General features: G+C 62.5%; 13 protein-coding genes. 9 read left to right on the forward strand and 4 right to left on the reverse strand.

Going from position 1 to position 14,906, the window contains the following annotated elements; all coding sequences use genetic code 11:
- Nucleotides 1-15 precede the first annotated feature (15 nt).
- Nucleotides 16-1,947 carry a transglycosylase SLT domain-containing protein gene (locus BLV18_RS07270; RefSeq protein WP_090357347.1) on the reverse strand — a complete coding sequence of 644 codons (1,932 nt, stop codon included), beginning with the start codon at nt 1,945-1,947 and terminating at the stop codon, nt 16-18.
- A 180-nt stretch (nt 1,948-2,127) separates the two neighbouring features.
- Here BLV18_RS07270 and BLV18_RS07275 point away from each other — a divergent pair, with 180 nt between their 5' ends.
- A complete protein-coding gene (locus BLV18_RS07275) occupies nt 2,128-4,041 on the forward strand; it encodes an ATP-binding cassette domain-containing protein (RefSeq protein ID WP_090357349.1) in 1,914 nt (637 codons plus the stop codon).
- Between the two features lie 59 nt (nt 4,042-4,100).
- On the opposite strand, the gene BLV18_RS07280 is transcribed toward BLV18_RS07275, so the two are convergent.
- A complete protein-coding gene (locus BLV18_RS07280; RefSeq protein WP_049859124.1) occupies nt 4,101-4,544 on the reverse strand; it encodes a universal stress protein in 444 nt (147 codons plus the stop codon).
- 109 nt (nt 4,545-4,653) lie between these two features.
- On the opposite strand from BLV18_RS07280, the gene BLV18_RS07285 reads away from it, so the two are divergent.
- The 7 genes from BLV18_RS07285 to BLV18_RS07315 all read left to right on the forward strand — a co-directional run bounded on the left by BLV18_RS07285 (nt 4,654) and on the right by BLV18_RS07315 (nt 12,767).
- Nucleotides 4,654-5,091, forward strand: a complete 438-nt coding sequence (locus BLV18_RS07285) for a hypothetical protein (RefSeq protein WP_090357351.1) — start codon at nt 4,654-4,656, stop codon at nt 5,089-5,091.
- 319 nt (nt 5,092-5,410) lie between these two features.
- Entirely contained in the window at nt 5,411-7,588 is a 2,178-nt protein-coding gene (fadB, locus tag BLV18_RS07290) for a fatty acid oxidation complex subunit alpha FadB (RefSeq protein WP_090357353.1), read from the forward strand.
- A 3-nt stretch (nt 7,589-7,591) separates the two neighbouring features.
- Nucleotides 7,592-8,767 carry an acetyl-CoA C-acyltransferase FadA gene (fadA, locus tag BLV18_RS07295; RefSeq protein WP_043188265.1) on the forward strand — a complete coding sequence of 392 codons (1,176 nt, stop codon included), beginning with the start codon at nt 7,592-7,594 and terminating at the stop codon, nt 8,765-8,767.
- 104 nt (nt 8,768-8,871) lie between these two features.
- The gene (locus BLV18_RS07300; protein ID WP_049859128.1) at nt 8,872-9,123 is read left to right on the forward strand and encodes a DUF1653 domain-containing protein; all 252 of its coding nucleotides are present in this window, start codon (nt 8,872-8,874) and stop codon (nt 9,121-9,123) included.
- 99 nt (nt 9,124-9,222) lie between these two features.
- On the forward strand, nt 9,223-11,835 hold the full coding sequence (gene topA / locus BLV18_RS07305) for a type I DNA topoisomerase (RefSeq protein ID WP_090357355.1): 2,613 nt from the start codon (nt 9,223-9,225) through the stop codon (nt 11,833-11,835).
- A 126-nt stretch (nt 11,836-11,961) separates the two neighbouring features.
- On the forward strand, nt 11,962-12,483 hold the full coding sequence (locus BLV18_RS07310; RefSeq protein ID WP_090362090.1) for a DUF6586 family protein: 522 nt from the start codon (nt 11,962-11,964) through the stop codon (nt 12,481-12,483).
- 50 nt (nt 12,484-12,533) lie between these two features.
- Entirely contained in the window at nt 12,534-12,767 is a 234-nt protein-coding gene (locus tag BLV18_RS07315) for a hypothetical protein (protein WP_049859130.1), read from the forward strand.
- Nucleotides 12,768-12,829: 62 nt separating this feature from the next.
- Here the strand turns inward: BLV18_RS07315 and sulA are convergent, their stop codons facing one another.
- Both sulA and lexA read right to left on the reverse strand, forming a co-directional pair.
- Nucleotides 12,830-13,306 carry an SOS-induced cell division inhibitor SulA gene (gene sulA / locus BLV18_RS07320; RefSeq protein ID WP_090357357.1) on the reverse strand — a complete coding sequence of 159 codons (477 nt, stop codon included), beginning with the start codon at nt 13,304-13,306 and terminating at the stop codon, nt 12,830-12,832.
- Between the two features lie 9 nt (nt 13,307-13,315).
- Nucleotides 13,316-13,924 carry a transcriptional repressor LexA gene (lexA, locus tag BLV18_RS07325; RefSeq protein ID WP_049859132.1) on the reverse strand — a complete coding sequence of 203 codons (609 nt, stop codon included), beginning with the start codon at nt 13,922-13,924 and terminating at the stop codon, nt 13,316-13,318.
- A 229-nt stretch (nt 13,925-14,153) separates the two neighbouring features.
- Here lexA and BLV18_RS07330 point away from each other — a divergent pair, with 229 nt between their 5' ends.
- A complete protein-coding gene (locus tag BLV18_RS07330; RefSeq protein WP_090357359.1) occupies nt 14,154-14,861 on the forward strand; it encodes a TetR/AcrR family transcriptional regulator in 708 nt (235 codons plus the stop codon).
- Nucleotides 14,862-14,906: the final 45 nt, after the last annotated feature.

A 14,906-nucleotide genomic window follows, 5' to 3' on the forward strand; every position in this document is an offset into this window, starting at 1 on the left:
GCTGCCGCCACTGGCTCATTGGTCGTCGAAGAAGCGCTCGTGCCAATCCACCACCGGCTGCGGCGCGTTGAGCTTCTCACCGTAGATGACCGCGTAGGACAACACGTTCTGCACGTACTGGCGTGTCTCGTCGAACGGAATGGACTCCACCCAGACGTCGAAGCTCAGGTGGTTCGCACCTTTGAGCCACTGCCGCACACGGCCAGGGCCTGCGTTGTAGGCGGCCGAGGCCAGCACTCGGTTACCGTTGAACTGGCTGTGCACCTGGCTCAGGTAGGCCGCGCCCAGTTGGATGTTGGTGTCGGGGTCCAGGACTTGCTGCGGTGACGACAGCGGAATGCTGAATTTGCGCGAGGTCTCCTTGGCAGTGCCCGGCATCAGCTGCATCAGCCCCATGGCGCCGGCGCCGGAACGAGCGTCGTCCATGAACGCGCTTTCCTGACGGGTAATCGCGAACACCCAGCTGGTGTGCAGGCCGCGCACGTTGGCTTCGCGGATCAGGGTGTCGCGGTGGGCCATCGGGAAACGGATGTCCAGATCGTCCCAGTACTGTGCCTGACTGATCGTGCGAATGGCCGGGAAATACCAGCGCATGTCGTAGGCCAGCTTGGCCTGGGCGACCATCTCATCGCGATCGAAATGACGGCTGACGTGATACCACTCGCGCCGCGCATCGACGATCTGGCCGCGCGCATACAGCTCCAGCGAACGGCGGATGCCGGCGGTGTTGCGCACCTTGTTGACCAGCGCCTGGCTCATCACCAGCGGCTTGTTGTTGAGCGAGTAGGGCGCCTGCAGGCGGTCGGCCGCCAGGAATCCGTAGAAGTCACGTTCCTTGGCGACGGCCTTGTACAGTTGCGGCACCTTGGCGCTCTGCGGCTGGGCCAGCTCCAGGCTGCGTGCCTGCCAGTACTGCCAGCGGTTGGTCTGCGCCAGGTCCTTGGGCAGGCGGGTGGTCAGGTCGTAGGCGTCCTGCCAGCGGCCCAGGCGCAGCAGCAGGCGCAGGCGCCACTCGGTGACGGTGTCGTCGCGCAGCTCCGGGTCGTAGCGGGTCATCAGCTCAAGCGCGCGCGGGTCGTAGCGGCGGGCCAGGGTCAGGCCGATCTCGCGGGCGATGGCGACTTTTTCCTCGGCCGAAAAGCGCATGCTGCTGGCATAGCTGTCGAGCATGAGCATGGCCTTGTCCGGATCCTGCCGAGCCAGGCGACGCAGACCCAGCCCGACCACGTCGGACATGGCTTCGTCCACCGGCATGAAGCGCGAAGGCTGGTCGAGCAATTCGGGCTTCTGCGCGACGTCGAGCAACAGGCGACCCTGGCTTGACAGCGTGGTCAGACCCTGCACCAGGCTGGTAGCCAATGGATAGTTGCGCGCCTGGGCGGCAAGCTTGGCGCGCTGCCAGCGCTTGTTCTCGGTGAGCTGGCCTTCACTGGCCCAGCGCTGGAACAGGCCGTCACAGGCCGTGGGCAGCGTTTTGCCGGTCAGCCACAGCTTGTCGGCGTTGGCATAGCCTTCAGCGCGCAGCTGGCTGTTGCTCAACTGGTACTGGCCGTACAGGCAGTCGAGCTCCTTGAAGTTGAGCTTGGGGTCATAGTATTTGACGAACGGTGCCCACTCGCCGCGCTCGGCCAGTTGCCGCAGCCAGCGCAGTTTCATCCAGTTGGCCTGGGGCAGGTCGCCGTGCTTGGCCAGGAAGCCCTCGATTTCGGCGTTGCTCGCACTGCGCAGGCGCGGCGTGAGCTCGTCGTAGGCCAGGTAGGCCTCCAGGGGGTAATCCTGCAGCTCGGCGGCGTAGCGCATGTACGGCCCGCTGTCGCCCTTGGCCAGGGCGCGCTTGGCTTCGTCGTAGTACTGGCGCTGCGTGGCCAGGTCGGCGGCCTGGATAGTGGCAACGCTGGAAGCAGACAGGATGAGACAGGAAAACAGGCTGAACAGGCGACTGCGCATGAGACTTCCAGGCAGAGAGGACGTGACAAGTGTCGGCAGTGCCAGCACTAAAGAAGTGAGCCTAGCTTAGCCTCTAGAGCAGGCGCGATGAAAGCGTTCAGGATCATTCATTTTATTGCCGCCTTCGGTCTGCCAGGGCAAAAGTCGGTTAGAATGCGCGCCCGGTTTTTGGAGAAGCTCATGACCCTGCTCAAATTCAGCGATGTGTCCCTTGCATTCGGCGCGATGCCGTTGTTGGACAAGGTGTCCTGGCAGATCGCCCGTGGTGAGCGGGTGTGCATCATCGGCCGCAACGGCACTGGCAAATCCAGCATGCTGAAGCTGGTCAAGGGCGTGCAGAAACCCGATGACGGCGCCGTCTGGCGCGCGCCCGGGCTGAAAATCGGCGAATTGCCCCAGGAACTGCCGGTGGCCGACGAACGGACCGTGTTCGACGTGGTGGCCGAAGGCCTGGACGGCGTCGGCGCACTGCTCGCCGAATACCACCACCTGAGCCAGAACATCGTCACCGACGAAGACCTGAACAAGCTCATGCATGTCCAGCAGGACCTCGAAGCCCGTGACGGCTGGCGCTTGCAGCAGTTGGTCGACAGCACCCTGAGCCGTTTGCAGCTGCCAGCCGACAAGACCCTCAAGCAACTCTCCGGTGGCTGGCGCCGTCGCGTGCTGCTGGCCCAGGCGCTGGTGTCCGAGCCGGATCTGCTGCTGCTCGACGAACCGACCAACCACCTGGACATCGGCGCCATCGCCTGGCTCGAAGAAGCCCTCAAGGATTTCCAGGGCGCGGTACTGTTCATCACCCACGACCGTTCCTTCCTGCAGAACCTGGCCACCCGCATTCTCGAACTGGACCGCGGCGGCCTGATCGACTGGAACGGCGACTACGCCAGCTTCCTGGTGCACAAGGAAGCCATGCTGGCCGCCGAGGAAACCGCCAACGCGCTGTTCGACAAGCGCCTGGCCCAGGAAGAGGTGTGGATCCGTCAGGGCATCAAGGCCCGGCGTACCCGCAACGAAGGCCGTGTGCGTGCGCTCAAGGCGCTGCGTGTGGAGCGCGGCGAGCGTCGCGAACGCACCGGCAAGGCCAACATCCAGCTCGACACCGCCGACAAATCCGGCAAGCAGGTCATGGTGCTCGATAACGTCAGCTTTGCCCATCCGGGTGGGCCGATGCTGATCAAGGATTTCTCCATGGTCCTGCAACGCGAGGACCGTATCGGCCTGCTGGGCGCCAACGGTACCGGCAAGACCACCCTGCTCAAGCTGATGCTCGACAACCTGCAGCCCACCAGTGGTTCGGTCGACGTCGGCACGCGCCTGGACGTCGCCTACTTCGACCAATTGCGCCACCAGCTGGACCTGGAGAAGACCGTTATTGACAACGTCGCCGAAGGTCGCGACTTCATCGACATCGACGGGCAAAGCCGCCACGTGCTGAGCTACCTGGGCGACTTCCTGTTCAGCCCCCAGCGTGCCCGCACGCCGGTCAAGGCGCTGTCGGGCGGTGAGCGTGCGCGCCTGCTGCTGGCCAAGCTGTTCAGCAAGCCGGCCAACCTGCTGGTACTGGACGAACCGACCAACGACCTTGACGTCGAGACCCTCGAATTGCTCGAAGAAGTGCTGTCCGGCTTCAAGGGTACCGTGCTGATGGTCAGCCACGACCGGGCATTCCTCGACAACGTGGTCACCAGCACCCTGGTGTTCGAAGGCGAGGGCAAGGTTCGCGAATACGTGGGCGGCTATCAGGACTGGATCCGCCAGGGCGGCTCGCCCAAGCTGCTGGGCGTGACCGAGAACAAGTCGGGCAAGGCCGAGCTCAACAGCGCCGTGGTCAAGGCCCCGGAGCCCGCACCAGCCGAAGCACCGGCGCCGGCGAAGAAGAAGCTCAGCTACAAGCTGCAGCGCGAGCTGGAAGGCCTGCCGGGCCAGATCGATGCGAAGGAGCAGGAAATCGCGGCACTGGAGGCCGAGATGGCCGATGCCGGGTTCTATCAGCGACCTGCCGAGCAGACCGCCGCCGTGATAGCCAAGCTGGAAGCTTCGCAGGCCGAGCTGGAAGCCATGGTCGAGCGTTGGGCCGAGCTCGACGCCTGAGGCACGACACCGCAATCTTCAGCGAGGCCGCAGCTGCCGCTCGGCCCCGCTGATGATCCTTACTCGGCGCGCTTGACCAAGCGCACAGCCAGCACGTCGCACGGCGCACCGTGCAGCACGTCGTTGGCCGTGGAGCCCAGCAGCAGCGCCAGGCCGTGACGGCCATGGCTGCCAACCACGACCAGATCGCACTCGGACTTCTTCGCCAGGTTGTGAATTTCCTGGCGCGGCTGGCCGTAGGTCAGATGGCAGTCGCCCACCACCAGGTCCGGGTACTTGAGCTTCAGCGTTTCCAGGCGCTCCTTGGCCTGGTCGAACTGCTGCTGTTGCAATTGCGAGAGATCCATCGGCACATCCCCGCCGAATGCCATGGCCATCGGTTCTACAATGTGCACCAGCGAGAGCTTGGCGCCATTGCTGACCGCCAGTTCCCTGGCCCGTTTGATGACCGGGTCACACTCTTCGGTGAGGTCGACGGCGACCAGAATGTGTTGGTAGGGCATGAGAAGCACTCCTGACGATTGCGATAGCTTGAGTATGAACTGTTTGGGCGAGGTGCGACATGAACATCCCTCGCCGACCTATTTGAAACGCTTAGCGGGTGTACTCTTTATGACGGTGTGGATAGTCGTGTCAATCCTTGCGCTGATTCTCAGCCCCATGGTATGGCTGCGCCCCTCGCGCAGCCAGAGCGGGCGCATGGCCGTGCGCATGGAGGCCCGCCGCATGGGTCTGGCGATGCAACTGGCGCCGCAGCAATGGCCACACTGGTTGAGCGTCGAGCCACCCGACCCCTGCGCGCAATACCATCGACCACGCCGCAAGGGCCGGGTCGACAGTTGGAGCTACTGGCAAACGGAACCGGGCGTGTGGTGCAACCAATGGCGCGAAACCTGCGTCGATCCGCACCTGCTGCCGCACCTGGCGACCCTGCCGCCCGATGTCTACAAGCTCGAAGCCGGTCCGCAGATGTTGGCCCTGTACTGGGGCGAGAAGGGTGATGAAAAGGTGATTCAGGATATTGCCAAGGTCCTTCAAGCGCTGGCCTGATCCCGATCTCCAGCTATCGTCATATGCCTGCGGCAGGCTGTCGCAGGTGCGTGTTCTTCCTCATTCCAGAAATGACCGCAAAGTCGCGTTTTCAAAGGCCTTGCGCGGCATTTGACAATCGCCCGCATTTCCGTGAATGTACACGCACCCCAATCAAACGGGCGTATGAATCGAGCGTTTTTCTCTCGCGCTCCAGCACTATCCCGACTACCGCGCTGACGGGTATGCCTGGCTACAGAGAGCGGCGGCCATGTACCGCCCCCTTTTTACCCAGCGTCCGGCGTGTACTGTTCAGCTTCCATATCGTGGAGATCAGTGGATGATTTACGAAGGTAAAGCCATCTCGGTGAAGGCTCTTGAAAGCGGCATCGTCGAACTGCGGTTCGATCTCAAGGGCGAGTCCGTCAACAAGTTCAACCGCCTCACGCTCGAAGAGCTGCGCGAAGCGATCGCGGCGATCAAGGCCGACGCTTCGGTCCAGGGCGTGATCGTCAGCAGCGGCAAGGACGTCTTCATCGTCGGTGCGGACATCACCGAATTCGTCGAGAATTTCAAATTGCCCGAGGCCGAACTGGTCGCGGGCAACCTGCAGGCCAACCGTATCTTCAGCGACTTCGAAGACCTCGAGGTTCCCACGGTTGCCGCCATCAACGGCATCGCTCTGGGCGGCGGCCTGGAAATGTGCCTGGCCGCCGACTACCGGGTCATGTCCAGCGAAGCCAAGATCGGCCTGCCCGAAGTCAAGCTCGGCATCTACCCGGGTTTCGGTGGCACGGTGCGCCTGCCGCGCATCATCGGCGCCGACAATGCCATCGAGTGGATCGCCTCCGGCAAGGAAAACGGCGCCGACGATGCGCTCAAGGTGGGCGCGGTCGATGCGGTCGTGGCGGCTGACAAGCTCGAAGCTGCGGCGCTCGACCTGATCAAGCGCGCCATCAGCGGCGAGTTCGATTTCAAGGCCAAGCGCCAGCCCAAGCTGGCCAAACTCAAGCTCAACGCCATCGAGCAGATGATGGCGTTCGAAACCGCCAAGGGTTTCGTTGCCGGCCAGGCCGGGCCCAACTATCCGGCGCCGGTCGAGGCGATCAAGACCATCCAGAAGGCAGCCAGCTTCGGTCGCGAGAAAGCCCTGGAAATCGAAGCCGCCGGTTTCGCCAAGATGGCCAAGACCTCGGCTGCACAAAGCCTCATCGGTCTGTTCCTCAACGATCAGGAGCTCAAGCGCAAGGCCCGTGGCTACGACAAGGTGGCTCGCGACGTGAGCCAGGCTGCCGTGCTCGGTGCCGGCATCATGGGTGGCGGCATCGCCTATCAGTCGGCGCTCAAGGGCACGCCGATCCTGATGAAGGACATCAACGAGAAGGGCATCGAGCAGGGCCTAGCCGAAGCCTCCAAACTGCTGGGCGGCCGTGTCGAAAAAGGGCGTCTGACCGCAGCGAAGATGGCCGAAGCGCTCAACGACATTCGGCCGACGCTGTCTTACGGCGATTTCGGCCATGTCGACATCGTCGTCGAAGCCGTGGTGGAAAATCCCAAGGTCAAGCAGGCCGTACTGGCCGAGGTCGAGGCGCAGGTCAAGGACGACACCATCCTGGCGTCCAACACCTCGACCATTTCCATCAACCTGCTGGCCCAGGCGCTCAAACGCCCGGAAAACTTCGTCGGCATGCACTTCTTCAACCCGGTGCACATGATGCCGCTGGTCGAAGTGATTCGTGGCGAGAAGTCCAGTGAAGTCGCCGTCGCGACCACCGTCGCCTACGCCCGCAAGATGGGCAAGAACCCGATCGTGGTCAACGACTGCCCCGGCTTCCTGGTGAACCGGGTGCTGTTTCCGTATTTCGGCGGCTTCGCCCGCCTGGTCAGCGCCGGTGTCGATTTCGTGCGCATCGACAAGGTCATGGAAAAGTTCGGCTGGCCCATGGGCCCGGCCTACCTGATGGACGTGGTCGGCATCGACACCGGTCACCATGGCCGCGACGTGATGGCCGAAGGGTTCCCGGACCGCATGAAGGACGAGCGCCGCTCGGCCATCGACGCGCTCTATGAAGCCAACCGCCTGGGGCAGAAGAACGGCAAGGGGTTCTACGCCTACGAGACCGACAAGCGCGGCAAGCCGAAGAAGGTCGCCGATCCTGCGGTTCTGGATGTGCTCAAGCCAGTGATCTACGAACAGCGCGAAGTCAGCGACGAGGACATCGTCAACTGGATGATGATCCCGCTGTGCCTGGAAACCGTACGCTGCCTGGAAGACGGCATCGTCGAAACCGCAGCCGAGGCCGACATGGGCCTGGTCTACGGCATCGGCTTCCCTCCGTTCCGCGGCGGTGCGCTGCGTTACATCGATTCGCTGGGCGTTGCCGAATTCGTCGCCTTGGCCGACCGCTACGCCGAACTGGGTCCGCTGTACCAGCCTACCCAGAAGCTTCGTGAAATGGCGCGTGCCGGGCAGACGTTCTTCGGGCAAGTGGCCAACGTACAGAACAAGGGTGAATGACTTATGAGCTTGAATCCTAGAGACGTGGTGATCGTCGACTTCGGTCGCACCCCGATGGGCCGTTCCAAGGGCGGCATGCACCGCAACACCCGCGCCGAAGACATGTCGGCGCACCTGATCAGCAAGCTGCTGGAACGCAATGCCAAGGTCGACCCGGCCGAAGTCGAGGACGTGATCTGGGGCTGCGTCAACCAGACCCTGGAGCAGGGCTGGAACATCGCGCGCATGGCATCGCTGATGACGCAGATCCCGCACACCGCCGCCGGCCAGACCGTCAGCCGTCTGTGCGGCTCCTCGATGAGCGCGCTGCACACCGCGGCCCAGGCCATCATGACCGGCAACGGCGACGTGTTCGTGGTCGGTGGTGTCGAGCACATGGGGCACGTCGGCATGATGCACGGCGTCGATCCGAACCCGCACATGTCGCTGTACGCCGCCAAGGCATCGGGCATGATGGGTCTTACCGCCGAGATGCTCGGGAAAATGCACGGCATTACCCGCGAACAACAGGACGCCTTCGGTGTGCGCTCGCACCAGTTGGCGCACCAGGCCACGGTGCAGGGCAAGTTCAAGGATGAGATCATCCCGATGCAGGGCTGTGACGAAAACGGCTTCATCAAGGTGTTCGACTACGACGAAACCATTCGTCCCGACACCACCTTGGAAAGCCTCGCTGCGCTCAAGCCTGCGTTCAACCCCAAGGGCGGGACGGTCACGGCCGGTACCTCGTCGCAGATCACCGACGGTGCGTCGTGCATGATCGTGATGTCGGCGCAGCGCGCCCAGGATCTGGGCATCACGCCATTGGCGGTGATCCGTTCGATGGCCGTTGCCGGCGTCGACCCTGCGATCATGGGTTACGGACCGGTGCCGGCGACCCAGAAAGCGCTCAAGCGCGCAGGTCTGGGCATTGCCGACATCGACTTCATCGAGCTCAACGAAGCCTTCGCGGCACAGGCCCTGCCTGTGCTCAAGGATCTGAAAGTGCTCGACAAGATGAACGAGAAGGTTAACCTGCATGGCGGCGCCATCGCCCTGGGGCATCCTTTCGGTTGTTCAGGTGCTCGAATTTCCGGCACGCTGCTCAACGTCATGAAGCAGAACGGTGGTACGTTCGGTCTGTCTACCATGTGCGTAGGCCTGGGGCAGGGCATCACCACGGTTTTCGAACGCGTCTAGTCCAGACGCATGGAGTCGAGCGAACCGGGGCCCAGTGTCCCGGTTTTGCTTTTTTCCGGTTTACTCGAAAAGTTTTTCAACACGTATTTCAAGCGAGGCGCACCATGCAGTTACAGCCAGGGCTCTATCGTCACTACAAAGGCCCCGAGTATCGTGTCTACGGCGTCGCGCGCAGTTCCGAGGACGAGCAGGAAGTCGTGTTCTATCAGGCGCTTTACGGCGAATACGGCCTCTGGGTTCGACCGCTGAGCATGTTTCTGGAGTCGGTCGAGGTTGACGGCGAGAGCGTCCCGCGCTTTGCTTTGATCGAAGCCGAACCCAGCCTGTTTTCAGTTCCGCAGGCGCCGACCGCTTGAACCCCGGCGCTTGACCTCAGGTTCTCACCACTATATATAGCGGGGCCTCGCAAGGCGCCGCATGCCTTTCATTTCAAGAATTCAGGAATTTTCCGATCCATGGGCAAATCGCTGGTCATTGTGGAATCCCCGGCTAAGGCCAAGACCATCAACAAGTATCTGGGTGACCAGTACGTGGTGAAGTCGAGTATCGGCCATATCCGAGACTTGCCCACCAGCGGTTCGGCGAGCGCCAGCAAGGAGCCGGCCGCCAAGCGCGGCAAGGCCGCCGCCAGCGACGCGCCGGCGCTTTCGCCCAAGGAAAAGGCCCGCAAGCAATTGGTGACGCGCATGGGCGTGGATCCGGACCAGGGCTGGAAGGCCAAGTACGAGATTCTTCCCGGCAAGGAAAAGGTCATCGAGGAGCTGCGCCGGTTGGCCAAGGATGCCGACACCATCTATCTGGCGACGGACTTGGACCGCGAGGGGGAAGCCATTGCCTGGCACCTGCGCGAAGCCATCGGTGGTGACGACAGCCGCTACAAGCGCGTGGTGTTCAACGAGATCACCAAGAAAGCCATCCAGGAGGCGTTCTCGCGTCCTGGCGAGCTGGACATCGACCGCGTCAATGCGCAGCAGGCGCGACGTTTCCTAGACCGCGTGGTCGGCTACATGGTCTCGCCCCTGCTGTGGCAGAAGATCGCCCGTGGGCTGTCGGCAGGCCGCGTGCAGTCGGTGGCGGTGAAGCTGGTCGTCGAGCGTGAACGCGAGATCCGTGCGTTCAACCCCGAAGAGTACTGGGAAGTGCACGCCGACCTGGCGTCGGCCAAGGCCGCCAAGGTGCGTTTCGAAGTGGCCCGCGAGAACGGCGAGGCCTTCAAGCCCTTGAACGAAGCGCAGGCCATGGCCGCGCTGGCCAAGCTCAAGGACGCCAGCTACAGCATCGTCAAGCGCGAGGACAAGCCGACCAGCAGCAAGCCTTCGGCCCCCTTCATCACCTCGACCTTGCAGCAGGCCGCAAGCAACCGCCTGGGCTACGGCGTGAAGAAGACCATGATGATGGCGCAGCGCTTGTACGAGGCCGGCTACATCACCTACATGCGTACCGACTCCACCAACCTGTCGGTGGACGCCGTGCAGATGGCGCGTGCCTACATCGAGAGCGAGTTCGGCAAGAAGTATCTGCCCGAAGCGCCGATGGTCTACGGCAGCAAGGAAGGCGCCCAGGAGGCGCACGAAGCCATTCGCCCCTCGGATGTGAACACCCATCCCAGCAAGCTGGCCGGCATGGAGCGTGACGCCGAGCGTCTGTACGAATTGATCTGGCGTCAGTTCCTGGCTTGCCAGATGCCGCCTGCCCAGTACCTGTCCACCACGGTCACCGTGGCGGCCGGCGATTTCGAGCTGCGCGCCAAGGGCCGCATCCTCAAGTTCGACGGTTACACCCGTGTGCTGCCGCAGATGAGCAAGCCGGGCGACGACGACGTGCTGCCGGACATGAACCAGGGCGAACAGCTCAAGCTGTTGCACCTAGACCCGACCCAGCACTTCACCAAGCCGCCTGCGCGCTATTCCGAAGCCAGCCTGGTGAAAGAGATGGAGAAACGCGGCATCGGTCGACCTTCGACCTACGCGGCGATCATCTCCACCATCCAGGACCGCGGCTACGTGGCGCTGCACAACCGTCGCTTCTACTCGGAAAAGATGGGTGACATCGTCACCGAGCGCTTGTCCGAGAGCTTCTCCAACCTGATGGACTACGGCTTCACCGCCGGCATGGAAGAGAACCTCGATGACGTGGCTCACGGTGAGCGCGACTGGAAGAACGTGCTCGACGAGTTCTACGGCGACTTCAAGGGCAAGCTCGATGTCGCAGGTGCTGCCGACAGCGGCATGCGCGCCAACCTGCCGACCCTGACCAACATCGCCTGCCGCGAGTGCGGCCGCCCGATGATGATTCGCACCGCTTCCACTGGGGTGTTCCTGGGCTGTTCGGGCTATGCGTTGCCGCCCAAGGAGCGCTGCAAGTCGACCATCAACCTGATTCCGGGCGATGAGATCGCGGCCGACGACGAGGGTGAGTCCGAGTCGCAGATCCTGCGCGGCAAGCATCGCTGCCCGATCTGTGCAACGGCCATGGATGCCTATCTGGTCGACGAGAAGCGCAAGCTGCACATCTGCGGCAACAACCCCGACTGCCCAGGCTACGAGATCGAAGAGGGCAACTACCGCATCAAGGGCTACGAAGGCCCGAGCCTGGAATGCGACAAGTGCGGCAGCGAGATGCAACTCAAGACCGGCCGTTTCGGCAAGTTCTTCGGTTGCACCAATCCCGAATGCAAGAACACCCGCAAGCTGCTCAAGAGCGGCGAAGCGGCGCCGCCGAAAATGGACGCGGTGAAGATGCCCGAGCTCAAGTGCGAAAAGGTCAATGACACCTACGTGCTGCGCGACGGCGCTTCGGGTCTGTTCCTGGCCGCCAGCCAGTTCCCCAAGAACCGTGAGACCCGCGCGCCGCTGGTACTGGAGATCATTCCGCACAAGGACGAGATCGATCCCAAGTACAGCTTCCTGTTCGATGCGCCGATCAAGGACCCGGACGGACGCCCGACCGTGATCCGCTACAGCCGCAAGACCAAGGAGCAGTACGTGCAGAGCGAGGTCGAGGGCAAGCCGACCGGTTGGAAGGCTTTCTACGACGGCAAGACCTGGAAGGTCGAAGACAAGCGCTGAGTCGCTGGTTGCAAAGAGGCCGCACCGTCCGCCAGGACCGTGCGGCCTTTTTCATTTGTGGCTTGCACTGGCTCTGCGGGTTCCCGACACTGTAGGCGATCAGTGTTCATTGCGGAGACCGCCACCATGGCCTATGAGCTCTACACCCGTACCAACCAGAAAATCTATTTTGCCGGGCTGGCGCTGGAAGCCATGGGCAAGGCCGAGCAGGGCCAGGCGATCAACGCCCAGGCGCAGTTGCAGGCGCAGCGCGAGTCGGCGTTGTTCCACCTCTACGGTGCCTTGCTGGGGCTGTGCCATGAGATCGCCGGTTACTACCGCCTGCCACAGGCCGGCACGGCCCGCGCCGAAACCCTGCTGACGCCGCAAGCGTTGGATGGCACGTCGATTCCCGAACTTGGTGAACTGGTGGAGCTGGCCCAGCATCCGCATACCTGGCTGGCGCAGTTGCTTGCCGCCCATGGCGCGCTGTTCGTACCGCCAAGGGCGCCCAAGAAGCCCAAGGGAGATGTGACCCAGCCGTTGATACAGGCGGTCAATCTGGACGAGGTGGAAGAGCCGGAGCTGAGTCGCGAGGTGCTTGAAAGCTGGCGTCAGCAGCTCAGGGGCTTGACCGTTCGCTTCAGGGAAGGGTTGAGTGAGTGCTGATTCAGCGTGGCGCTGCTACAATGCTCGCCTTTCGTGGAGAACATGTCCTTATGCCTACGTCCTTTCTTGAGATTGTCGAGCTGCCTGACGGCCGCATCGAGTTGCGTCGTGCCGAGGACGAAGGTTCGCTGGTGACGCTGAATTTTTCCGAAGATGCCAAGGCATTTCTGCAGGGCCAGCACGTGGAAGTGGCCAAGGCCATGCTCAGTGTCGGCGTACAGATGGCCGGCAAACTGGTGGAAGGTGAAATCGACAAGGACGACGGGCCGCGCGTCCTGCACTGATGCTGCCGCTCAGCGAGCGCCTCGCGCTTGCCTGGGCGGACAGTACCCAGTGTGTTTCTTGGCTATCCCAATCGAATGTTCAAGCTCTGCGCGCCGCCTTGGCGTGCGGCCGTGATCAATTGTTGCCTGGCCACGGCCGGCAACGGATTGAGCCAGCTCACCACAGTATGACTACGACCCAGACGCAGCGCTTCGCACGCCAGTTGCTGTGCGCTCTGCGTGCCCCGCGGCTGCAATAGCAGTATCCGTTCGCGATTGAGCCCGGCATCGCGCAGCCAGGCCTGGGTCAGGCTCGCCGGTGGCGCGATCAAGGTCATCCAGCGCGCGTCCTGCTCCTCGCTCAGTTCGCGCAGCATGGGGGCCAGCAGGTTCAGGCAGTTCCCCGCAGCACCGCGCAGCGACATCTCGCTGAATACATCCGGGTCGGCAACGGTCCAGGGCGACTCGACGGCCTCCTTGAATCGCGGCGCCACCGGTGCAGACATGAAAGCTTCGAACAGCGACATCTGTGCTTGTTGGGATGAAAGGGGAAACTGCATGACGCCTCCTTATCGACGAATGACGCCGACGCTCAGACCTTCAATGACCAGATCCTGATCCTTGAGGTTGACTTCAATGGGTGCGAAGTCGGGGTTTTCCGCAACCAAGAAAACCTTGTTGCCCTCGCGCTGGAACCGCTTGACCGTCACTTCATCGCCGATACGGGCCACGACGATCTGGCCATTGCGCACTTCACGGCAGGTGTGCACGGCGAGCAGGTCGCCGTCGAGGATGCCGACATCGCGCATGCTCATGCCCTGTACCCGCAACAGATAATCGGCGCGTGGATGAAAGAAGCCCGGGTTGATCTTGCAGGACTCCTCGATGTGTTCCTGCGCCAGAATGGGCGCGCCCGCTGCAACGCGGCCGACCACTGGAAGACTGGAATCGTCGTTGCGTGCCTCGGAGCCGGGAATACGAATGCCGCGTGAGGCGCCCGGGGTCATTTCGATCGCGCCTTTGCGCGCCAGGGCCTTGAGGTGTTCCTCAGCGGCGTTGGGGGATTTGAAACCCAGTTCCTGGGCGATTTCTGCACGGGTAGGTGGGAAGCCATTGTCGTCAAGGCAGCGCTTGATGAAGGCGAGAATTTCAGCTTGGCGTGGCGTCAATTTCAACATTGGGATGGCTCTGTCTTTTTGTACAGTGACTGGGATTATATACAGTGCATTGCCCTTGGCAACACCGTTTTCTTGGGGTTCGAAAGGTAGATGATCGCATGCTGCGCTAAGGCGATGAATTTGTGTGCTTTAATACGTGGCTGCATGGCTACAAACCGCCCGCACAGGCTTGACAATCAGCCCGTTTGAAACGTATGTTTCAAACAAGTGTTTGTCAGGCGGAGTTGCCATGGCCCAGTCGGAAACCGTTGAACGCATTCTCGATGCCGCGGAACAGCTTTTTGCGGAAAAAGGCTTCGCGGAAACCTCGCTGCGCCTGATCACCAGCAAGGCCGGGGTCAATCTGGCGGCGGTGAACTACCATTTCGGCTCTAAGAAGGCGCTTATCCAGGCGGTGTTCTCGCGATTCCTCGGGCCTTTCTGTGCCAGCCTCGACCGCGAGCTGGAGCGGCGTCAGGCCAGTGCCACGCCCAAGGCCAGCCTCGAGGAGCTCCTCGAGATTCTCGTCGAGCAGGCCTTGGTGGTGCAACCGCGCAGTGGCAACGACCTTTCCATCTTCATGCGCCTGCTGGGCCTGGCCTTCAGCCAGAGTCAGGGTCACTTGCGTCGTTACCTGGAAGACATGTACGGCAAGGTGTTCCGCCGCTACATGCTCCTGGTCAACGAAGCGGCGCCGCGCATTCCGCCCATCGAGCTGTTCTGGCGCGTGCATTTCATGCTCGGCGCCGCCGCGTTCAGCATGTCCGGGATCAAGGCGCTGCGTGCCATCGCCGAAACCGACTTTGGCGTGGACACCTCGATCGAGCAGGTCATGCGTCTGATGGTGCCATTCCTCGCGGCGGGCATGCGCGCGCAGAGTGCGGTGACCGACCCGACCATGGCTGCGGCTCAGTTGCGCCCGCGCAGCAAGAGCACTCCGGCCGCCGTGAAGGCCTGAGGCCTGCACGGCCAACCTCCCGATCCCCCTCTACAAGGAAACCTC

The organism is Pseudomonas coleopterorum (genome assembly GCF_900105555.1).
Taxonomy (GTDB): Bacteria; Pseudomonadota; Gammaproteobacteria; order Pseudomonadales; family Pseudomonadaceae; genus Aquipseudomonas; species Aquipseudomonas coleopterorum.